Here is a 22387-nt window from a genome sequence, read left to right on the forward strand (position 1 = left end):
GGGTGACGTGATAGGATTTCAATGACGGTGCTTACGGCGATACCGACGCACCGAAGGCAAACAAGGACGACAGGTTCATGGCGAAACGGTGGTATTCGGTCAGCGTTCTTTCGAATTTCGAAAAAAAGATCGCAGAGCAAATCCGCACGTCCGTGGCCGAGCAGGGCCTTGAGGACGACATCGACGAAGTTCTGGTGCCCACCGAAGAGGTGATCGAAGTGCGCCGCGGCAAGAAGGTTACGACCGAACGCCGCTTTATGCCCGGTTACGTGTTGGTGCACATGGAAATGTCGGATCAGGGCTATCACCTGATCAACTCGATCAACCGCGTCACCGGTTTTCTTGGCCCTCAGGGGCGTCCGATGCCGATGCGCGATGCTGAGGTAAACCAGATCCTGAACCGCGTTCAGGAAGGTGAAGAAGCGCCCAAGCTCATGATCACCTTCGACATCGGCGAAAAGGTCAAGGTCAACGACGGCCCGTTCGAGGATTTCGACGGCATGGTTGAAGGCGTGGACGACGAGAACCAGAAGCTGAAGGTTTCTGTTTCAATCTTCGGCCGCGAAACCCCGGTCGAGCTGGACTTCACCCAGGTTACCAAGCAGACTTAACGAGTTTATTGCACCCGCAGGACGTAAGTTCGCCAGCAGGTGCGAATTTGCTTAGGCTTACTGCGCCGCTGTCATTGCTGTTCGCAAAAGTTGCGGGCGATCGGCTTGGGACGGCAAGAAGACAGCTTCTGAACCGGCGTCCAGTGCAGACAGGCTTGCTTCATACCATTGCATTGCAAGATCACGGCGCTCCTGAACGCCGAATCCTTCACGCAAATGGTGTCCGATCAGCTCGCCATAGGCAGGTTCACCCATTGCGACCAACATCAAAGCAGAGCCAACAGCGGTGTCCATGTTGTCCTGACGGTAGCCCATTGCAAGACAGACCTTGCTTGTCGCTGCCAGATCTTCGGGGCTGAGTCCCGAGTCCAACGCAAGCTTGCGCATCTGCGTTTCTGCCTCGGTTTTTGAGTTCAGAGACAGCGAAACAACCTGCGGTTCCAGCATTTCGCCGAATGAGTCGCACTGGGTTGCTATCTGGTCCGGTGTCAGCCCTTGTATGTCCTGCATAAGATCTTCTCCGCGCGCCATCGCATAGCTTCTGGCAAGGCAGAATTGTTCGCTGAGTGCGAAATCAGGATCTGACATATTTGCCAGCGTCGTATAGCCGCCATTGGTCGACGTTTGCAGCATTACTGCGCTGCAACGATTGGCGAGGGAAGGACGCGCGGTGCCGCCAGAGAAGAGGGTTGGGAGTGACGTGGACGTTGTCTCGCCTGCGTCCGGCACTGGTTCGGGCTCTTGCGATGTTGGAACCGGAGCAGCCTCAGCCTGCGGCTGAGCTGCCGCAGCAAGGGCAGAACCGCTTAGCTGTTGTTGACGATATGCCATCAAAAGCGGCTGGCCCGCGAGCTGAGTTGTCGCCTGTCCACCGCTTGTGGCCCAGTAATACGCCTGCATCAGAAAGTCGTACTGATAAGGCTGAAAGTCATAGCCGTTTATGGGGTACCCCATCGACGCCTGATAGCGTTCGATGGCGGCGCGGGTCCCACTCCCGACCTGGCCATCGACCCGTCCGGCATTATAGCCGAAATAGTTTAGGGCCGTCTGGGTCTGTGCACCTTGCGTGGTCGACGGAATGCTGGGCCGATAGGTCCGAGTTGTTCTTTGAGTTTTTTTCTTCTGTTGGTCCTTGCCAATCGCGTAACCAACTACGCCACCCACAACAGCGCCGCCGATGAAGTCGCCGGCGTCAGCCCGCGCGGTCTGAGGGGCGGTGACAGCGAAGGACAGCGCGATGCCAAGAGTTGTTATTAAACGCAGAATCATAACTTACCTCCAAAACAAACGCTTTAATCAAACGAGTATAGCACATTCCCAGCGCAAGGCGGACACGCACATTTTCAGCTGGCGAAACACGCCTTTGGCAAGTTGGGGATGCTCCGAGTTTGCGAAAAGCTTTTGGGTGCCGGGAAAAGCCAGACGTGGCTTGGCTCCACTGGCTACTTGCCAACCTCTTTGTTCACCTGTAAACGCCGCTTCTATCGCCTTCGGGCGAGATTCTCTCGTGGGAGATTGCAGGGATCGCGATTCCGGATCGGACCACGCAACATAAACCGGGTGGGACGCGTCCTGCCTACGTTGAAAGGAAAACCAAATGGCCAAGAAGCTTGCTGGTACAATGAAACTGCAGGTTCCTGCAGGTCAGGCGAACCCGTCGCCTCCAGTTGGTCCGGCGCTGGGTCAGCGCGGCATCAACATCATGGAATTCTGCAAGGCGTTCAACGCTAAGACCGCAGACATGGAGCCCGGCGCTCCGTGCCCGACCGTGATTACCTATTATCAGGACAAGTCCTTCACCATGGACATCAAGACGCCGCCCGCGTCTTATTATCTGAAGAAAGCCGCTGGTTTGAAGCCGGTCGGCAAGCGTAACCGTCCGCGTGGTGCAGAAAATCCAGGTCGTGAGACCGTGGCAACCGTGACCTCGAAGCAGGTGCGCGAAATCGCCGAAGCCAAAATGAAAGATCTGAACGCCAACGACGTCGAAGGCGCAATGCAGATCATCCTGGGCTCGGCCCGCTCCATGGGCATCGAGGTGAAGTAAGATGGCAAAACTCGGTAAACGTACCCGCGCTGCGCGCGAAGCTATCGCTGGCAAGGAAAACCTGTCGGTCGAAGAAGCAGTTGCCCTGGTAAAAGGCAACGCAACCTCGAAATTTGACGAGACCATCGAAATCGCGATGAACCTGGGCGTTGACACCCGCCACGCAGACCAGATGGTGCGCGGTGTTGTTGGCCTGCCGAACGGCACCGGCAAAGCGATGCGCGTTGCCGTTTTCGCGCGTGGCCCGAAGGCGGACGAAGCAAAAGAAGCCGGTGCAGATATCGTTGGTGCAGAAGACCTGATGGAAACCATTCAGGGCGGCACCATTGAATTCGACCGCTGCATTGCCACCCCGGATATGATGCCGATCGTTGGCCGTCTGGGTAAGGTTCTGGGCCCTCGCAACCTGATGCCAAACCCCAAAGTTGGCACTGTGACCATGGACGTGAAAGCGGCCGTCGAAGCAGCCAAGGGCGGTGAAGTTCAGTTCAAGGCGGAAAAAGGCGGTGTTGTGCATGCCGGTGTTGGCAAAGCGTCCTTCGACGAAGCCAAGCTGGTCGAAAACGTCCGTGCGTTTGTCTCGGCTGTAGCCAAGGCCAAGCCGTCGGGCGCCAAAGGCACCTACATGAAGAAAATCGCGCTCAGCTCGACCATGGGCCCGGGTGTGACATTGGACGTCGCTGCTGCTGCAGGCGAATAAGCGGCGAACACGCGCTGAAAACTACAACCCGGGGTGCTGACGCAGCCCGGGTTTTTCTATTTCGAAAACCTGTCAGTAATAGGCGCGCAACACGCTGGCCTCACGTGCACTGATCGTTTTCGCGGCTGTGTGCCGAAAGGCATCACTCATGTTGTTCATCGATGGGAAAAGAGCGAGGATTTCAGCCCTCTGCGGTGCTGACAAAGCCTGGTCTGCAATGTCCCCAAAATAATAGCTTTCGGTCAGCGCGCCGTTCGACCGGACAATGTGGTGCTGGTCGAACATGAAATGCGTGTAAGTGATGCGCTCGGTCTCACGAATGGAGATACCTGGAATACCGCACAGGTGTTTCGCGGCGACGAAAACTTCGGATGAACCGAACAGCATGTCGGTGGCAGGGGACTGAATCAGGATGCGGTGTTGTTGCGATACCACCAGTTTTTTGCTGTTCCCGATGATGCCGGTTTCAATGACGACCGGTGCAAATGGGCCGAAACCGTGAACCTCGGTTGATCCGATCCACAAGATCGGCTGCAGTCCACCGTCACGGGTCCAGACACGCTGACCTTTCACAAGGTTTTGCACTTCAACTGAACCATGTTCCGCGTCGATCAGTGTTCCGGGCCCAAAGCAGGTAATGTAGTCTGTATAGGCGGATGATCCGGCATTCGAGCCACCGACCTTGATGTAAGACGTACCGGAGCTCAGGGGTGCTGATGTACTATATCCCCAAACGTCCTGCGTCACTCCGTTCTTGGAAAACACATAGATATCGATCTCGGGTCCGGTTGGATTTCCGCCCCCGTCCAGAGCGCGGACGGTGATTATGGATTCGGATTCAACCGGCGTTCCGTTTGTAACCAGTCCGCCGCCATCCGTGATGACATGGCCAGACGCCTGATCGTCATTAAAGACATCCCGGCTTCCTCTGGTATCATTCAAGGTCACGGTCGTTCCCGTCCCTGCTGAGTACTCAAAAACGGTGCCGTTCGGAGTGTCTGAATTGTTGATGATCGGATTGTTGACAATGCTCCCGTTGGAGCTTGACGTCACAATCAAACTCTCGTTGTCCTGTGCGAAAAAGCTGCGAAGTACCATTTGTGGAAAATTACCTTTTGGATAACGAATAGTTATGACTTTTTTATTTGACAACCATTCAATGATGTCATGCGCAACTTAAAATTTGATTGAGGTTCAACGCCGACACCGCGCGCAGCCTTTTGCTGCAAAGGCGCCCTCGCCCCAAGGATCAATCCGTGCTGAATGCGGCCCGAAGTCGAAGGTGCAGCCGATGTCTTTTTTGCTCTTCGAAGGCGCTGCACGTAAAATCCGTTTGCCAAAGTCGCAGCCAGTCTTTCAAAAGCCGGCCACGCAGGCAGCACTCGAGGATCTCAGGGTCTATCGGGTGTCGGTATTGACGAAAGAACATGTCCTTATTCTTGCGCAGCATCCCGCTTCGGTCGATGTCGGATGCGTGGCCGTCCCGAAAGATATCGGCTTTCAGCAAGTCAACGATATCGTAGACGGCCAGCTTGTCGCGCGCTTCTGTGAAATCAAGGCCAATGGCTGTGCCCGGACCCATGATCAGGTTGTCACCGTGGAAATCTCCGTGAGAGAATACGCGGATGTCCGGCCGGTTCTTTAGCCGCTTAGCCTGTGACATAAACGCGTCGATCATTGGCTTGCTGGCTTCGGCAATGTCCAAGGGCAGCGCGGTCGATAAGTCCTTGATGCTGTCTGTCATCCATCGCGGGCGAAAACCGTATTCGACTGGTGCCTGAAAGCTGTGGAGGCTATTCAGCCAGGAACCGGCGCGTCGATATACCTGGGCTACCTGATCATCGTTAGAGCTGTTGTAGATGAAATCCACAGCGGTTGGGCGGTCAATGAATTCTGTGACCATGAACGCGCCATGGGAGGCCAAATAGACTGGACGTACGACTCGGTTGGTTTCGTTGCCCTTGAAGTGGTCCGAAAGCCGGGTCAGGACGTCGAATTCCTTGCTCAGCCGCCCAGTCTCGGGCGAGAGGGTGTCAATTTTCAATGCGTAGGCGCGTCCCGATTTTTCGATTTTCCAAACCAGCCGGGACTCGGGGAAAGCGTGCGATCGGTAAATGCAGGCGATGTCATTTGCGGCACTTCGAAACTGCGCGCGGGTAAATTCCTCGGCATAGGTGCTGGCCATGTCGTATTCATCTAGCGTTGGCGTCGGCATGGTCTGGTGGTTCAACATTTCATGGAGGAATTGGGCGCTTGCCGCGACAAACAGACAGGACAGGCATTTCCATGTCAATCACGCGATCCGCGAAAGGCCGCGCCGGAAACTGCCCGCGTGGAAAAGGTGGACAATTTACCCCTTGGAAACCCCTGCTATCTGCCCTAAAAAGAGTTGCGAGATAAAGCGTGCGATTCGTCGTGCGCTTTATTTTGTTTCGTCCAAGACGGTGGGTGGGTCCATTCGGCCCCTTAATTCCCTGCCTGAGACGGGTAAGACCAAAGAATTCTGAGGGTCCCACCCTCGGGCGCGTTTTGGCCAATCCCGTAACAACGGACCTGAACGCCGGGGCTGTGCCGCGGCAAATATGAGCCGGGGTGAGGTATCGCCCCTAACTTGGAGAGAACTGTGGATAGAGCCCAGAAAGAGAAAGTGGTCGAGGAACTCGGCCAAATCTTCGAAAGCTCTGGCGTCGTAGTGGTTGCACACTACGCCGGTCTGACAGTTGCCGAGATGCAGGACCTTCGCGCGCGTGCTCGTGACGCGGGTGGCTCCGTGCGTGTTGCCAAGAACAGGCTCGCCAAAATCGCCCTTGAGGGTAAGCCGTGTGAAAGCATGGCCGACCTGCTGACAGGGATGACCGTTCTGACCTATTCCGAGGACCCGGTGGCAGCAGCCAAAGTGGCCGAGGACTTCGCCAAAGAGAACCAAAAGTTCGAAATCCTTGGCGGTGCAATGGGCGAGAACGCTCTGGACCGGGCTGGTGTTACAGCTGTGTCGAAAATGCCGTCGCGTGAAGAGCTTATTGCTTCGATCGTGGGCTGCATCGGCGCGCCTGCTTCGAACATCGCCGGTGCAATTGGCGCACCTGCAAGCAACATCGCAAGCATCCTTTCCACCATCGAAGAGAAGGCGGAAGCTGCGTAAGCGGTTGGCACTGAATGATCTGCGTGGGGCGCACGCCCTGACGTTGGAACACACACTGTAAACGGAAAGAGCTGATACAATGGCTGATCTGAAGAAACTGGCAGAAGAGATCGTTGGTCTGACCCTGCTGGAAGCACAAGAACTGAAAACCATCCTCAAAGACGAATACGGCATTGAGCCCGCAGCTGGCGGCGCCGTAATGGTCGCAGGTGCAGCTGGCGATGCCGGTGGCGCAGCCGAGGAAGAGAAAACCGAATTCGACGTCGTTCTGAAGAACGCCGGCGCTTCGAAAATCAACGTCATCAAAGAAGTTCGCGGCATCACCGGCCTGGGCCTGAAAGAAGCCAAGGAACTGGTCGAAGCTGGCGGCAAGATCAAAGAAGCTGTGTCGAAAGACGAAGCCGAAGAGATCAAAGGCAAGCTGGAAGCAGCTGGTGCCGAGGTCGAACTGGCCTAAATCTATCCAGTGGCGCATCCCTGATGCGTCGAAAATTTGGCTGGGTCCGGAGAAATCCGGGTCCAGCCGAACCTGTCTTAGAAAGGGCCTCATGCGGTGGGGCGTTTTCTAAGACGCGGTTCGCGGGTCGGGAGGCTGCCTTCGGGACGGTGGCCATGAATTGATCCGGACGTGTCGTCTCGAATGTGCAAGGCGCCGGGGCCCGACGGCGTCTTTGCCCGCTGAGAACATCGAAAGGTGACATCTGACATGGCTCAAACGTTCCTTGGCCAGAAACGTCTTCGTAAATATTACGGCAAAATCCGCGAAGTGCTGGAAATGCCGAACCTCATTGAGGTCCAGAAATCTTCTTATGATCTTTTCCTGCGCTCTGGCGATGCGGATCAGCCGACCGACGGCGAAGGCATCATGGGCGTGTTTCAGTCGGTTTTCCCGATCAAGGATTTCAACGAAACTTCCGTTCTGGAATTCGTGAAATACGATCTGGAAAAACCCAAATACGACGTTGAAGAATGCATGCAGCGCGACATGACCTACAGCGCGCCGCTGAAGGTCACTCTGCGTCTGATCGTTTTTGATGTTGATGAGGACACTGGCGCCAAATCCGTCAAAGACATCAAGGAACAGGATGTATTTATGGGCGATATGCCCCTGATGACGCCCAATGGTACGTTTATCGTGAACGGAACCGAGCGCGTGATCGTGTCCCAGATGCACCGCTCGCCCGGTGTGTTTTTTGACCACGACAAGGGCAAGACCCATTCCTCGGGCAAGCTGCTGTTTGCCTGCCGCATCATCCCGTATCGCGGCAGCTGGCTGGACTTTGAGTTCGACGCCAAGGACATCGTATTCGCCCGTATCGACCGTCGTCGTAAATTGCCTGTGACGACCCTGCTTTATGCGCTGGGTCTGGATCAGGAAGCAATCATGGATGCGTATTACGACACCGTGTCCTACAAGCTGGACAAGAAGAAGGGCTGGATCACGCCGTTCTTCCCCGCGCGTGTGCGCGGAACGCGCCCGACCTACGACCTTGTTGATGCGAAATCCGGTGAAGTGATTGCCGAAGCGGGTAAGAAAGTGACGCCGCGCGCGGTCAAAAAGCTAATCGACGAAGGCACTGTCACTGACCTGTTGGTTCCGTTCGACAACATTGTCGGCAAGTTTGTTGCCAAGGACATTATCAACGAAGAAAACGGCGCGATTTACGTCGAAGCCGGTGATGAACTGACCTTGGAATACGACAAGGACGGCGAACTGATCGGCGGCACCGTGAAAGAGCTGATGGATGCGGGCATCACCGACATCCCGGTTCTGGACATCGACAATGTCAATGTCGGCCCGTACATGCGCAACACCATGGCGCAGGACAAGAACATGGGCCGCGAAAGCGCGCTGATGGACATCTACCGCGTCATGCGCCCGGGCGAGCCGCCCACTGTTGAGGCTGCGTCGGCTCTGTTCGATACCTTGTTCTTCGACAGCGAGCGCTATGACCTGTCTGCCGTTGGTCGTGTGAAGATGAACATGCGCCTGGCTCTGGACGCGCCGGACACCTTGCGCACGCTGCGTCGCGAAGACATCGTGGCCTGCATCAAGGCGCTGGTTGAGCTGCGTGACGGCAAAGGCGACGTGGACGATATCGACCACCTCGGCAACCGTCGTGTGCGTTCGGTCGGCGAACTGATGGAAAACCAGTACCGCGTTGGCCTGCTGCGCATGGAGCGCGCGATCAAAGAGCGTATGTCGTCGGTTGAGATCGACACCGTCATGCCTCAGGACCTGATCAACGCGAAACCGGCTGCGGCCGCTGTGCGTGAATTCTTTGGCTCATCGCAGCTGTCGCAGTTCATGGATCAGACCAACCCACTGTCGGAAGTCACGCACAAACGCCGCCTCTCGGCGCTTGGCCCCGGTGGTCTGACACGTGAGCGTGCGGGCTTTGAGGTCCGCGACGTACACCCGACCCACTATGGCCGGATGTGCCCGATTGAAACGCCGGAAGGTCCGAACATCGGTCTGATCAACTCGCTGGCCACCTTTGCCCGCGTGAACAAGTATGGCTTCATCGAAACACCTTATCGCGTCGTCAAAGACGCCGAGGTGACTGATGAGGTTCACTACATGTCCGCGACCGAAGAAATGCGTCACACCGTTGCACAGGCGAACGCGACTCTGGACGCGGATGGCAAGTTCATCAACGATCTGGTGTCGACCCGTCAGGCCGGTGACTACACTCTGGCTCCGCGTGAGAATGTGGATCTGATCGACGTGTCACCTAAACAGCTGGTCTCGGTCGCTGCATCGCTGATCCCGTTCCTTGAAAATGACGACGCAAACCGTGCTCTGATGGGTTCGAACATGCAACGTCAGGCGGTTCCGCTGCTGCGGGCCGAGGCACCGCTGGTCGGCACCGGGATCGAGGAAAAGGTTGCGATCGACTCAGGCGCTGCGATTCAGGCGAAACGCGCCGGTATCATCGACCAGGTCGATGCCCAACGTATCGTTATCCGCGCCACCGAGGATCTGGAACTGGGCGACGCTGGCGTTGACATCTACCGCCTGCGCAAGTTCCAGCGTTCGAACCAGAACACCTGCATCAACCAGCGTCCGCTGATCAAGGTGGGTGACACCGTCCAGAAGGGCGAGGTCATTGCCGACGGTCCGTCGACCGATATGGGTGAACTGGCCCTTGGTAAGAACGTGGTCGTCGCGTTCATGCCGTGGAACGGTTACAACTACGAAGACTCGATCCTGATCTCAGAGCGTATCGCGCGCGATGACGTCTTTACCTCGGTCCATATCGAGGAGTTTGAAGTCGCCGCCCGTGACACCAAGCTGGGCCCGGAAGAGATCACCCGCGACATCCCGAACGTCGGTGAAGAAGCGCTGCGCAACCTCGACGAGGCGGGCATCGTTTACATCGGTGCGGATGTTGAGCCGGGCGATATTCTGGTCGGCAAGATCACTCCAAAGGGCGAAAGCCCGATGACCCCGGAAGAAAAGCTGCTGCGCGCCATCTTTGGCGAAAAAGCATCTGACGTGCGCGACACCTCGCTGCGCGTGAAGCCGGGCGATTACGGTACGGTCGTCGAAGTCCGCGTCTTCAACCGTCACGGTGTCGAAAAAGACGAGCGTGCGCTGCAGATTGAGCGTGAGGAAGTCGAACGTCTGGCCCGTGACCGGGACGACGAGCTGGCGATCCTTGACCGCAACATCTATGCGCGTCTGCAAAGCCTGATCCTTGGTAAAACCGCTGTCAAAGGCCCGAAAGGCGTCAAGGCAGGGTCGGTGATCACCGAGGAACTGCTTGACACCCTGACACGTGGTCAGTGGTGGCAGCTGGCGCTGGAAGGCGAGCAGGACGCACAGATCGTCGAGGCTCTGAACGAGCAGTACGAAGTGCAAAAGCGTGCTCTGGATGCCCGTTTCGAAGACAAGGTCGAGAAGGTTCGCCGTGGCGACGACCTGCCGCCGGGTGTGATGAAGATGGTCAAAGTCTTCATCGCCGTTAAGCGCAAGCTGCAGCCGGGCGACAAGATGGCCGGTCGTCACGGGAACAAGGGTGTGATTTCCAAGGTTGTTCCGATGGAAGACATGCCGTTCCTGGCCGATGGTACGCCGGTTGACTTCTGTCTGAACCCGCTGGGTGTGCCGTCGCGTATGAACGTTGGTCAGATCCTTGAAACCCACATGGGTTGGGCCGCGCGCGGTCTGGGTCTGAACATCGACGACGCGCTGGGTGAGTATCGCCGTTCCGGCGACCTGACCCCGGTGCGCGAAGCGATGAAGCTGGCCTATGGTGAGAATGTCTACGAAGAAGGCATCACCGGTCTGGACGAGGATGGCCTGATCGAGGCTGCGGGCAACGTGACCCGCGGTGTTCCGATCGCAACCCCGGTCTTCGACGGTGCCAAAGAGGCTGACGTCAACGACGCGCTTGTGCGTGCGGGCTTCTCGGAAAGCGGTCAGTCGGTTCTGTTCGACGGTCGTACCGGTGAGCAATTTGCACGTCCGGTGACCGTGGGCATCAAGTACCTGCTGAAACTGCACCACCTTGTGGACGACAAGATCCACGCGCGTTCGACCGGGCCGTACAGCCTGGTGACCCAGCAGCCGCTGGGTGGTAAGGCGCAATTCGGTGGTCAGCGCTTTGGTGAGATGGAAGTCTGGGCCTTAGAAGCTTACGGCGCCGCCTACACCCTGCAGGAGATGCTCACCGTGAAATCGGATGATGTCGCCGGCCGGACCAAGGTCTATGAGTCGATCGTCAAGGGCGAGGATAACTTCGAAGCGGGCGTACCGGAATCGTTCAACGTTCTGGTTAAAGAAGTCCGTGGCCTCGGCCTGAATATGGAACTCCTGGATGCGGAGGAAGAGTAGGGGCGGCAACGCCCCAAACTCATCCCATCCCAATTTGTAAGGACGCAAAATGAACCAGGAAATCACCAACAACCCGTTCAACCCGCTGACGCCCCCGAAGGTCTTCGACGAGATCAAGGTCTCGCTGGCGTCGCCCGAGCGGATTCTGTCTTGGTCCTATGGCGAGATCAAGAAACCCGAAACCATCAACTACCGGACGTTCAAGCCCGAGCGTGACGGTCTGTTCTGCGCGCGTATCTTTGGCCCGATCAAAGATTACGAATGTCTGTGCGGCAAATATAAGCGGATGAAGTATCGCGGCGTTGTCTGCGAGAAATGCGGTGTGGAAGTCACCCTGCAGAAAGTCCGCCGTGAGCGTATGGGCCACATCGAACTGGCCGCGCCCGTTGCACATATCTGGTTCCTGAAATCGCTGCCGTCCCGCATCGGTCTGATGCTGGACATGACGCTGCGCGATCTGGAACGTGTTCTGTACTTTGAAAACTATGTCGTCATCGAGCCCGGTCTGACTGACCTGACCTACGGCCAAATGCTGACCGAAGAAGAGTACATGGACGCGCAGGATGCTTACGGCATGGACGCGTTCACCGCGAATATCGGTGCTGAAGCCATCCGTGAGATGCTGGCCCAGATTGATCTGGAAGCCGAAGCCGAGCAGCTGCGCGCTGATCTGGCCGAAGCAACCGGCGAGCTGAAACCCAAGAAGATCATCAAGCGTCTGAAGGTTGTTGAATCCTTCCTCGAGTCGGGCAACCGGCCTGAATGGATGGTGATGACCGTGATCCCGGTCATTCCGCCGGAACTGCGTCCGCTGGTTCCGCTGGATGGTGGCCGTTTCGCGACTTCGGATCTGAACGATCTGTATCGCCGCGTCATCAACCGCAACAACCGTCTGAAGCGCCTGATCGAGCTGCGCGCGCCTGACATCATCGTCCGCAACGAAAAGCGGATGCTGCAGGAATCCGTGGATGCTCTGTTCGACAACGGCCGTCGTGGCCGCGTGATCACCGGCGCCAACAAGCGTCCGCTGAAATCGCTGTCGGACATGCTGAAAGGGAAACAGGGTCGCTTCCGTCAGAACCTTTTGGGTAAGCGCGTCGACTTTTCGGGCCGTTCGGTCATCGTGACCGGTCCGGAACTCAAGCTGCACCAGTGTGGTCTGCCCAAGAAGATGGCGCTGGAGCTGTTCAAGCCGTTCATATACTCGCGCCTTGAAGCCAAGGGTCTGTCTTCGACCGTGAAGCAGGCGAAGAAACTGGTCGAGAAAGAACGTCCCGAAGTTTGGGATATCCTTGACGAGGTGATCCGCGAACACCCTGTCATGCTGAACCGTGCGCCGACGCTGCACCGTCTTGGCATTCAGGCGTTCGAGCCGGTTCTGATCGAAGGTAAAGCCATCCAGCTGCACCCGCTGGTCTGTTCGGCCTTTAACGCCGACTTCGACGGGGACCAGATGGCTGTTCACGTTCCGCTGAGCCTTGAGGCGCAGCTGGAAGCCCGCGTTCTGATGATGTCCACGAACAACGTTCTGTCGCCTGCAAACGGCGCGCCGATCATCGTTCCGTCGCAGGATATGATCCTGGGTCTCTACTATGTGACCTTGGAACGCGAAGGCATGCCGGGCGAAGGCAAAGTCTTTGGGTCGATCGAAGAAGTTCAGCACGCGCTGGACGCGGGTGAGGTGCACCTGCACACCAAGATCACCGCGCGGATCACGCAGATCGACGACGAAGGCAACGAAGTTCAGAAGCGGTATGAAACCACTCCGGGCCGTCTGCGTCTGGGTGCCTTGCTGCCGATGAACAACAAGGCGCCGTTCGAGCTGGTCAACCGCTTGCTGCGGAAGAAAGAAGTGCAGCAGGTGATCGACACCGTCTACCGCTATTGCGGTCAGAAAGAGTCGGTCATCTTCTGTGACCAGATCATGTCGATGGGCTTCAAGGAAGCGTTTAAGGCGGGCATTTCGTTCGGTAAGGACGACATGGTTATCCCGAACGACAAGTGGGGCATCGTTGATGACACCCGCAACCAGGTGAAAGACTTTGAACAGCAGTACATGGACGGCCTGATCACTCAGGGTGAAAAGTACAACAAAGTCGTCGATGCCTGGTCGAAGTGTAACGACCGCGTGACCGAGGCGATGATGAGCACCATCTCGGACGTCGCCAAGGCCGAAGACGGGTCGGACATGGAACCGAACTCGGTTTACATGATGGCCCACTCTGGTGCGCGTGGTTCGGTTACTCAGATGAAACAGCTGGGCGGTATGCGTGGCCTGATGGCTAAGCCGAACGGTGACATCATTGAGACGCCGATCATCTCGAACTTCAAGGAAGGTCTGACCGTTCTTGAATACTTCAACTCGACGCACGGTGCCCGTAAGGGCCTGTCGGATACCGCTCTGAAGACGGCGAACTCGGGGTACCTGACCCGTCGTCTGGTGGACGTGGCACAAGACTGTATCGTTCGTGAGATCGACTGTGGCACGGATCGTGCAATCACGGCCGAAGCCGCAGTCAATGATGGTGAGGTTGTCGCCTCGTTGGCAGAACGTGTGCTGGGCCGCGTGGCCGCTGATGACATCCTGCGTCCGGGCACGGATGAGGTGATCGTGGCCGCGGGTCAGCTGATTGATGAGCGCATGGCCGACACCATTGATGAAGCTGGCGTTCAGTCGGCCCGCATACGCTCGCCTCTGACCTGTGAGTCCGAGGAAGGCGTCTGCGCGATGTGCTACGGTCGCGACCTGGCCCGCGGTACCATGGTGAACACAGGTGAGGCTGTCGGCATCATCGCCGCCCAGTCCATTGGTGAACCCGGTACGCAGCTGACGATGCGGACCTTCCACATCGGTGGTGTTGCACAAGGTGGTCAGCAGTCGTTTCAGGAGGCCAGCCAGGCAGGTATCGTTTCGTTCGAGAACCCGCAGATTCTGGCCAATGCCGCAGGTGAAAGCCTTGTCATGGGCCGGAACATGAAGCTGGTGATCAAAGACGAACATGGCGAAGAGCGTGCCAGCCACAAGCTGGGCTACGGCTCGAAGCTGTTCGTCAAGGACGGCACCAAGGTGGACCGTGGCGACAAGCTGTTCGAATGGGATCCCTACACCCTGCCGATCATCGCCGAAAAAGCCGGTACTGCGAAGTATGTTGACCTCGTTTCGGGCCTTGCTGTTCGTGATGAAACCGACGAAGCAACCGGCATGACTCAGAAAATCGTGGTTGACTGGCGCGCCGCCCCCAAAGGCAGCGACCTCAAGCCCGAGATCATTCTGGTCGGTGAAGATGGCGAGCCGGTCCGCAACGATGCGGGCAACCCGGTTCACTATCCGATGTCGGTGGATGCGATCCTGTCGGTCGAAGACGGCCAAAAGATCGAAGCTGGTGACGTTGTTGCGCGTATCCCGCGTGAAGGTGCCAAGACCAAGGACATCACCGGTGGTCTGCCGCGTGTGGCCGAACTGTTCGAAGCCCGTCGTCCGAAAGATCACGCGATCATCGCAGAAGCCGATGGTTACGTGCGCTTTGGCCGCGACTACAAGAACAAGCGCCGCATCAGCATCGAACCGGCTGACGAGTCCATGGAGACCATCGAATACATGGTACCCAAGGGCAAGCACATCCCCGTCGCCGAAGGGGACTTCATCCAGAAGGGTGAATACCTGATGGACGGTAACCCGGCTCCGCATGACATCCTGTCCATCATGGGTGTCGAAGCGCTGGCGGATTACATGATCGACGAGGTGCAGGACGTGTATCGCTTGCAGGGCGTGAAGATCAACGACAAGCACATCGAGGTCATCGTGCGCCAGATGCTGCAGAAGTGGGAGATCCTGGATTCAGGTGACACCACCCTGCTGAAAGGCGAGCATGTCGACAAGCAAGAGTTCGACGCAGCCAACGAGAAGACCATCGCCCGCGGTGGTCGTCCGGCACAGGGCGAGCCGATCTTGCTGGGGATCACCAAAGCCTCGCTGCAGACACGTTCGTTCATCTCGGCGGCCTCGTTCCAGGAAACCACCCGCGTGCTGACCGAAGCGTCGGTTCAGGGCAAAAAGGACAAACTGGTCGGTCTGAAAGAGAACGTCATTGTTGGACGCCTGATCCCCGCCGGTACCGGTGGCGCGACACAGGCCGTGCGTCAGGTTGCGCAATCCCGCGACAACGTCGTGATCGAAGCCCGCCGGGAAGAGGCCGAAGCCGCCGCCGCCCTGGCCGCCCCGACGATTGACGACGACATGATCGGTGATGAGTTGGACGTTATGGTGGAAACTCCGGAAAGCCGCGAGTAACCTCTGACCGGAAGCAAAATGAAAGGCCCTGCGTACCCGCGGGGCCTTTTTGCGTGAGGGCTCTGAACCTAACAGAAGTGTGTAACCCTCTAGGATTTGTTACCGGGTGCAAAAAAAACTTCTTGATCTCAACCTACCTTGAGCCCCGATAGTCGCGCAGAGCAAACGGGCTGAGCTATATCGTTCAGTTTGAACCGTAGTGTGACGCCGCCGGTTTCTGCGGATGGCAGTGCAATTTGCTCACAATGACAAATCCAGCCCGGAGCTTGCGCATGCATGTCCTGACCGTCCTAGACCATCCTAACCCCGCCTCGTTCAGTTCTGCCGTAGCCCGGCATTTCATGGATGGCGCCACGGCGGCGGGGCATTCGGTCGAGCTTGCAGACCTGCATGCGGAAGGATTCGACCCGCGCTGGTCGATGGCAGACATTGAGGCGGAGGGTCACATTTCCGCACCGTCGGACGTGGTAGCGGAGCAGGACAGGATTGCCCGGGCAGATGCAATCTGTCTTGTGTTTCCGTTGTATTGGTGGGGCATGCCCGCGATGACCAAAGGGTGGATTGACCGCGTTTGGAACTGGGGGTGGGCCTATGATCAGTTGGACGATCCCGAAAGATCGCTTCAACGGCCCCGATCTGGTGTTCTCTTGATCCCGGCTGGCGCGCGTTCAGATGAGATTGAGGGCGAAGGATACCTGGCTGCCATGGAAACGGCCTGGATGAAGGGAACATTCGGCTATTTCGGTTTTTCGCCCCGAAAGCTCAAACTGCTGTGTGGTGCGACGGGGTCCGAAAAACGGCGGAAGGCGCTTCTGAAAAAAAGCTACCGGGCGGGTCTGGACCTGCAACCCCCGCGACAGGTTCGGCAGGGCGAAAAAAGTATCACGGTGCCTGGTTGACAACCTTACAGACGACGGGGCCAATGTCCCCAGAAATGAAGACCGGACCAGACCAAGATGACGCCAAACGTTAAGGGTGCTTTGCTGATGATGGGCAGCATGGCCGCATTTACCATCAATGATACACTCGTCAAGGCGGCAGGTGCAGACGTGCCTTTATTCCAGATGGTTGCAATGCGTGGTGTGTTGGCGACGATCCTCGTTTACCTTCTGGCCCGTCATCTGGGGGCGCTGCATCTGAATTTTCCACGTCATGACAAGTGGCTGGTCGCCGCGCGGTGCCTGGCCGAGCTTTCGGCCACGTACTTCTTTCTGACCGCATTGCTGCACATGCCGTTGGCGAATGTCACTGCGGTTTTGCAGGCCTTACCATTGACCGTGACACTGGGTGCCGTGCTGCTGTTTCACGAACAGATCGGGTGGCGCCGTGTCGTTGCGATTGTCTTGGGATTCATCGGCATGTTGACGATCGTCAGACCCGGACCGGACGGGTTCAGCATCTACGCGATTTACGCGTTGATCGCGGTGGCATCGGTGACGGCGCGCGACCTGATCACACGGCGCATGTCGTCTCACGTGCCCTCGCTCGCGGTCACATTGGCGACCACCGTGACGATCACCTTGGCGGCAACTGTCGCTTCGTTCGGGACAGGTTGGCAGCCGGTTCCGGCTGGGGCCGGGATTATGATTGCATGCGCCGCTGTGTTCGTGCTGGCGGGATATCTGTTCAGCGTCATGGTCATGCGTGCGGGCGATGTTGGTTTTGTTGCTCCATTCCGGTATTCCAGCCTGATCTGGGCCTTGGCGTTGGGGTGGCTGGTATTCGGCGATTGGCCGGACACGCTTACGATGTTCGGGGCAACTCTGGTCGTTGGGGCAGGGCTGTTCACCTTTTTCCGCGAACGCCAGTCCTATGCAAAAGAATGAGCCCGCCGTACCGCGTTTTGGTCGATGGCAAAACGTGCGATGAATTCGCTTTCTTGCTCGGGGCTTAGGGCAGGCAGATCTTTGGTACTGTTTCGCGCGCCCCAGGAATCGTTGGACTCGTTCAGAGTGCGCACCCACATGGGCGCGTCCGGGTAGCTGATGACAGGCATGAAGCGACTGATGCGGTGATGTGTGAAGCTGATGATCGTCTGTCTACTTCCGCCAGAGACATACATGCCCAGTCCGACGCCTAGAAGTGATTTGAAGGTTTCTTCCGCCCTGATCCCGTTCGCATCCATCCGGGCAACGAAGCCTTTGTTGAAATCTATGCCAACCGTGCGATTTCTGGCCATAAGCGGTTTGCAGTCCTCGACCGCTTCGCGCAGACGTTCCACGAAATCGACGGAAACGGCGTCGTCGTCATCATGGCGAAACTGCAGGCAGGGTTGGGCCGGGTTTGTGCGGGCTGCGTTCAGAACGTCTTTCATGATGTGGCGGTGCGACTTGTCGGTTTCGGCTGATTTCTGAAGTATCCTGATCTGCTTGATGTCGGCTGTCAGGTCGTTCAGCCGCTCAAACGCTGATCTGGGAAGGCAATCACCGACGACTACCAATAGCTGATAATCCTCATCCGTGTGTTCCCGAAAACAGGGTAGGGTAGAGGTTTCGAAAAGCCGGAACCTCTCTTCCAGTCGCTTGGGGTTGTACAGATGCCGACGCCGGTCTTCGAGTGTTTCATGTTCGATCTGAAAACTGCCCAAGGCGGGAAAGGAAAAGCGGCAAAGGCCAATTACTTGCATGGTGCATCCATCATCAGAATTCTGGCCCGACTATGCCGGGCGACGTCCTTGCCCGCAACGCAGGACAGGGCTGGATGTCCGTCCCGGACGCAAGTAAACGCAAGATTCCTGGCCAGAGTGGCGCAGGTGGGCTTGTGCTGTTGACACTTGCGCCGACTCCCCCTATTACGCGCGTCATCTCGGTACCGGGGGCCGCCCCATAACCGATTTCAGTAATGAACTGGTCAAGACCCGGACAATTTTGTCGTTCGCGTCCTCTGATAACCAACCGCGACGTTCACCTCGGAATGGGAACGCTCGCGGGTTTTGCGCTTGTGGACGCATGAGTGCAGCGAATTTAACCGCACGCAACGCGCGTGCATGTCATGTGTGTTGCAAAACGGGGAAGAAACCGGAATGCCAACTATTCAACAGCTGATCCGCAAGCCGCGGCAGCCGAAAGTAAAACGCTCGAAGTCCATGCACCTGGAGCAGTGCCCGCAGAAACGCGGCGTCTGCACACGTGTGTATACCACCACGCCGAAAAAGCCGAACTCGGCTATGCGTAAGGTTGCCAAGGTGCGCCTGACCAACGGTTACGAGGTCATCTCGTATATCCCCGGTGAAAGCCACAACCTGCAGGAACACTCGGTTGTTCTGATCCGTGGCGGCCGTGTAAAAGACCTTCCCGGTGTGCGTTACCACATCCTGCGCGGTGTTCTGGATACTCAGGGCGTCAAAGACCGTAAGCAGCGTCGTTCGAAATACGGCGCGAAGCGTCCCAAGTAAGAAGGAGAGGCTGATATGTCACGTCGTCACGCCGCCGAAAAACGCGAAGTCCTGCCTGACGCCAAGTTTGGCGATAAGGTTCTGACCAAATTCATGAACAACCTGATGATCGACGGCAAGAAGTCGGTCGCGGAGCGCATCGTTTACAACGCGTTTGACCGCGTTGAGAACAAAATCAAGCGCGCACCTGTCGAAGTGTTCCACGAAGCGCTCGACAACATCAAACCGTCGGTCGAGGTTCGCTCGCGCCGGGTTGGTGGTGCAACCTATCAGGTTCCGGTCGAAGTGCGCCCCGAGCGCCGCGAAGCACTGGCCATCCGCTGGCTGATCACCGCTGCGCGCGGCCGCAACGAAAACACAATGGAAGAGCGCCTTGCCGGTGAGCTGCTGGACGCTGTTCAGTCCCGCGGTACCGCTGTCAAAAAGCGCGAAGACACCCACAAGATGGCCGAGGCGAACAAAGCCTTCAGCCATTACCGTTGGTAATCCCAGAGGTTTAGACACATGTCACGCGAATATCCTCTCGAACTGTACCGAAACTTCGGTATCATGGCGCATATCGATGCAGGTAAGACCACCTGCTCGGAACGTATCCTGTATTACACTGGAAAATCCCACAACATCGGTGAGGTGCACGATGGTGCAGCCACCATGGATTGGATGGAGCAGGAGCAGGAACGCGGCATCACCATCACCTCGGCTGCGACCACCACTTTCTGGGAGCGCACCGAGGACGGTCAGACCGCCGATACACCCAAGCACCGCCTGAACATCATCGACACCCCCGGCCACGTTGACTTCACCATCGAAGTCGAACGCTCGCTAGCGGTTCTCGACGGTGCCGTCTGCGTTCTGGACGCAAACGCGGGTGTTGAGCCCCAGACCGAAACCGTGTGGCGTCAGGCTGACCGCTACAAAGTTCCGCGTATGGTTTTTGTCAACAAAATGGACAAGATCGGCGCAGACTTCTTCAACTGCGTTCGCATGATCGAAGACCGCACCGGCGCACGTGCTGTTCCGGTTGGTATCCCGATTGGTGCTGAATCAGAGCTGGAAGGTCTGATCGACCTGGTCACCATGGAAGAATGGCTGTGGCAGGGCGAAGATCTGGGCGCAAGCTGGATCAAAGCGCCGATCCGCGACAGCCTGAAGGACATGGCTGACGAATGGCGCGGCAAGATGGTCGAAGCGGCCGTCGAGCAAGACGACGATGCCATGATGGAATACCTGGAAGGCAACGAGCCCGACGTCGCAACCCTGCGCAAACTGCTGCGCAAGGGCACCCTGGCACTGGACTTCGTTCCTGTTCTGGGTGGGTCGGCGTTTAAGAACAAAGGCGTGCAGCCGCTGCTCAACGCCGTGATCGACTATCTACCCAGCCCGCTGGACGTTGTTGATTACATGGGCTTCAAACCCGGCGACGAAGAAGAAGTTCGGAACATCGCCCGTCGTGCCGACGACGATATGGCCTTCTCGGGTCTGGCGTTCAAAATCATGAACGACCCCTTCGTGGGCTCGCTGACATTCACCCGGATCTACTCGGGCGTTATGAAAAAAGGCGACTCGATCCTGAACTCGACCAAAGGTAAGAAAGAGCGCATCGGTCGTATGATGATGATGCACTCGAACAACCGGGAAGAGATCGAAGAAGCGTTTGCAGGCGACATCATCGCGCTGGCGGGTCTGAAAGACACCACCACGGGTGACACCCTGTGTGACGCGAAGGATCCGGTGGTTCTTGAAACCATGACCTTCCCCGATCCGGTGATCGAGATCGCGGTTGAGCCCAAAACCAAGGGCGACCAAGAGAAGATGTCCCAGGGTCTGGCCCGTCTGGCCGCCGAAGACCCGTCTTTCCGTGTGGAAACTGACCTGGAATCGGGTCAGACCATCATGAAGGGCATGGGCGAACTTCACCTGGACATCCTGGTTGACCGTCTGAAGCGCGAGTTCAAGGTTGAAGCGAACATCGGTGCCCCTCAGGTGGCCTATCGCGAAACCATCTCGATGCCGGTCGAACACACCTATACCCACAAGAAGCAGTCGGGTGGTTCGGGTCAGTTCGCCGAAGTCAAACTGGAGATCCAGCCGACCGAGCCGGGCGAAGGCTATTCATTCGAGTCGCGCATCGTTGGTGGTGCCGTTCCGAAGGAATACATTCCTGGTGTTGAAAAAGGCATCAACTCGGTCATGGATAGCGGCCCGCTGGCTGGCTTCCCCGTGATCGACTTCAAGGTTGCCCTGCTGGACGGTAAGTTCCACGACGTTGACTCGAGCGTTCTGGCGTTCGAAATCGCCGGTCGTATGTGTATGCGTGAAGGCATGCGCAAAGCCGGCGCAAAACTGCTGGAACCGATCATGAAGGTCGAAGTGATCACCCCGGAAGAATACACCGGCGGTATCATCGGCGACCTGACATCGCGTCGTGGTCAGGTGTCTGGCCAGGAACCGCGCGGCAACGCCATTGCGATCGACGCGTTTGTTCCACTGGCGAACATGTTCGGCTACATCAACACCCTGCGTTCGATGTCGTCGGGCCGCGCCCAGTTCACCATGCAGTTCGACCACTACGATCCGGTTCCGCAGAACATCTCGGACGAGATCCAGGCGAAATACGCATAACCCAAGATTTGAGGGAGCTCCGGCCCGGGGCTCCCTTCATTACCGACAAAGGAGGCCATCATGGCAAAGGAAAAGTTTGAGCGTACAAAACCGCACGTCAACATCGGCACGATTGGCCACGTTGACCATGGTAAGACGACGCTGACCGCAGCAATCACCAAGTATTTCGGCGACTTCAAGGCGTATGACCAGATTGACGGTGCGCCGGAAGAGAAAGCTCGCGGCATCACCATCTCGACCGCCCACGTGGAATACGAGACCGACGCGCGCCACTATGCGCATGTCGACTGCCCCGGCCACGCTGACTACGTCAAGAACATGATCACCGGTGCCGCCCAGATGGACGGTGCGATTCTGGTTGTGAACGCCGCTGACGGCCCGATGCCGCAAACGCGTGAGCACATCCTGCTGGGCCGCCAGGTTGGCATCCCGAAGATGGTCGTGTTCCTGAACAAAGTTGACCAGGTTGACGACGAAGAGCTGCTGGAACTGGTTGAGATGGAAGTGCGCGAACTGCTGTCCAGCTACGACTACCCCGGCGACGATATTCCGATCATCGCAGGGTCGGCTCTGGCCGCGATGGAAGGCAACAACCCGGAAATCGGCGAAGAGAAGATCAAGGAACTGATGGCGGCTGTTGATGAGTATATCGACACCCCTGAGCGTGCTGTTGACCAGCCGTTCCTGATGCCGATCGAAGACGTGTTCTCGATCTCGGGCCGCGGTACCGTTGTGACGGG

At 57.4% G+C, this 22387-nt stretch carries 17 protein-coding genes; 13 read left to right on the forward strand and 4 right to left on the reverse strand.

Going from position 1 to position 22387, the window contains the following annotated elements; translation table 11 throughout:
- Positions 1–77: 77 nt before the first annotated feature.
- Positions 78–611 (forward strand): transcription termination/antitermination protein NusG, encoded by a 534-nt coding sequence (gene nusG, locus ACXAET_RS15330; protein ID WP_475186965.1) that lies wholly within the window; start codon positions 78–80, stop codon positions 609–611.
- A gap of 57 nt (positions 612–668) precedes the next feature.
- Here nusG and ACXAET_RS15335 read toward each other — a convergent pair whose 3' ends face one another.
- Positions 669–1880 (reverse strand): peptidoglycan-binding domain-containing protein, encoded by a 1212-nt coding sequence (locus ACXAET_RS15335; protein ID WP_475186967.1) that lies wholly within the window; start codon positions 1878–1880, stop codon positions 669–671.
- 328 nt (positions 1881–2208) lie between these two features.
- Between ACXAET_RS15335 and rplK the strand changes: the two genes are divergently transcribed.
- Complete coding sequence (gene rplK / locus ACXAET_RS15340) at positions 2209–2658, forward strand: 50S ribosomal protein L11 (RefSeq protein ID WP_010440985.1); 450 nt, start codon at positions 2209–2211, stop codon at positions 2656–2658.
- A gap of 1 nt (position 2659) precedes the next feature.
- Complete coding sequence (gene rplA, locus ACXAET_RS15345; RefSeq protein WP_475186971.1) at positions 2660–3358, forward strand: 50S ribosomal protein L1; 699 nt, start codon at positions 2660–2662, stop codon at positions 3356–3358.
- 72 nt (positions 3359–3430) lie between these two features.
- On the opposite strand, the gene ACXAET_RS15350 is transcribed toward rplA, so the two are convergent.
- A complete protein-coding gene (locus ACXAET_RS15350; protein ID WP_475186975.1) occupies positions 3431–4300 on the reverse strand; it encodes a Hint domain-containing protein in 870 nt (289 codons plus the stop codon).
- Positions 4301–4607: 307 nt separating this feature from the next.
- Entirely contained in the window at positions 4608–5651 is a 1044-nt protein-coding gene (locus ACXAET_RS15355) for an aminoglycoside phosphotransferase family protein (protein ID WP_475186980.1), read from the reverse strand.
- 330 nt (positions 5652–5981) lie between these two features.
- Here ACXAET_RS15355 and rplJ point away from each other — a divergent pair, with 330 nt between their 5' ends.
- The 6 genes from rplJ (at position 5982) to ACXAET_RS15385 (ending at position 17457) form a co-directional block, all read left to right on the forward strand.
- Complete coding sequence (rplJ, locus tag ACXAET_RS15360) at positions 5982–6500, forward strand: 50S ribosomal protein L10 (protein ID WP_475186985.1); 519 nt, start codon at positions 5982–5984, stop codon at positions 6498–6500.
- Between the two features lie 79 nt (positions 6501–6579).
- Positions 6580–6957 carry a 50S ribosomal protein L7/L12 gene (rplL, locus tag ACXAET_RS15365; protein ID WP_170431201.1) on the forward strand — a complete coding sequence of 126 codons (378 nt, stop codon included), beginning with the start codon at positions 6580–6582 and terminating at the stop codon, positions 6955–6957.
- 249 nt (positions 6958–7206) lie between these two features.
- Complete coding sequence (rpoB, locus tag ACXAET_RS15370) at positions 7207–11340, forward strand: DNA-directed RNA polymerase subunit beta (protein ID WP_475186990.1); 4134 nt, start codon at positions 7207–7209, stop codon at positions 11338–11340.
- Between the two features lie 49 nt (positions 11341–11389).
- The gene (gene rpoC / locus ACXAET_RS15375) at positions 11390–15631 is read left to right on the forward strand and encodes a DNA-directed RNA polymerase subunit beta' (protein ID WP_475186995.1); all 4242 of its coding nucleotides are present in this window, start codon (positions 11390–11392) and stop codon (positions 15629–15631) included.
- A 272-nt stretch (positions 15632–15903) separates the two neighbouring features.
- Positions 15904–16530, forward strand: coding sequence for an NAD(P)H-dependent oxidoreductase (locus tag ACXAET_RS15380; protein ID WP_475186999.1), 627 nt, complete (start codon positions 15904–15906; stop codon positions 16528–16530).
- Between the two features lie 57 nt (positions 16531–16587).
- Complete coding sequence (locus ACXAET_RS15385; RefSeq protein WP_475187004.1) at positions 16588–17457, forward strand: DMT family transporter; 870 nt, start codon at positions 16588–16590, stop codon at positions 17455–17457.
- Here the strand turns inward: ACXAET_RS15385 and ACXAET_RS15390 are convergent.
- The gene (locus tag ACXAET_RS15390) at positions 17442–18257 is read right to left on the reverse strand and encodes a putative rhamnosyl transferase (protein WP_475187006.1); all 816 of its coding nucleotides are present in this window, start codon (positions 18255–18257) and stop codon (positions 17442–17444) included. The two genes, ACXAET_RS15385 and ACXAET_RS15390, sit on opposite strands and share 16 nt — an antisense overlap.
- 396 nt (positions 18258–18653) lie before the next feature.
- Here ACXAET_RS15390 and rpsL point away from each other — a divergent pair, with 396 nt between their 5' ends.
- The 4 genes from rpsL to ACXAET_RS15410 all read left to right on the forward strand — a co-directional run.
- A complete protein-coding gene (gene rpsL / locus ACXAET_RS15395; protein ID WP_005980675.1) occupies positions 18654–19025 on the forward strand; it encodes a 30S ribosomal protein S12 in 372 nt (123 codons plus the stop codon).
- A 15-nt stretch (positions 19026–19040) separates the two neighbouring features.
- Positions 19041–19511 carry a 30S ribosomal protein S7 gene (gene rpsG, locus ACXAET_RS15400; RefSeq protein ID WP_039529242.1) on the forward strand — a complete coding sequence of 157 codons (471 nt, stop codon included), beginning with the start codon at positions 19041–19043 and terminating at the stop codon, positions 19509–19511.
- A gap of 18 nt (positions 19512–19529) precedes the next feature.
- On the forward strand, positions 19530–21647 hold the full coding sequence (gene fusA, locus ACXAET_RS15405) for an elongation factor G (protein WP_475187008.1): 2118 nt from the start codon (positions 19530–19532) through the stop codon (positions 21645–21647).
- Positions 21648–21707: 60 nt separating this feature from the next.
- The coding region (locus ACXAET_RS15410) for a GTP-binding protein (RefSeq protein ID WP_475187010.1) at positions 21708–22387 on the forward strand (680 nt) is incomplete at its 3' end.

Source organism: Ruegeria sp. AWH4_226, assembly GCF_056159225.1.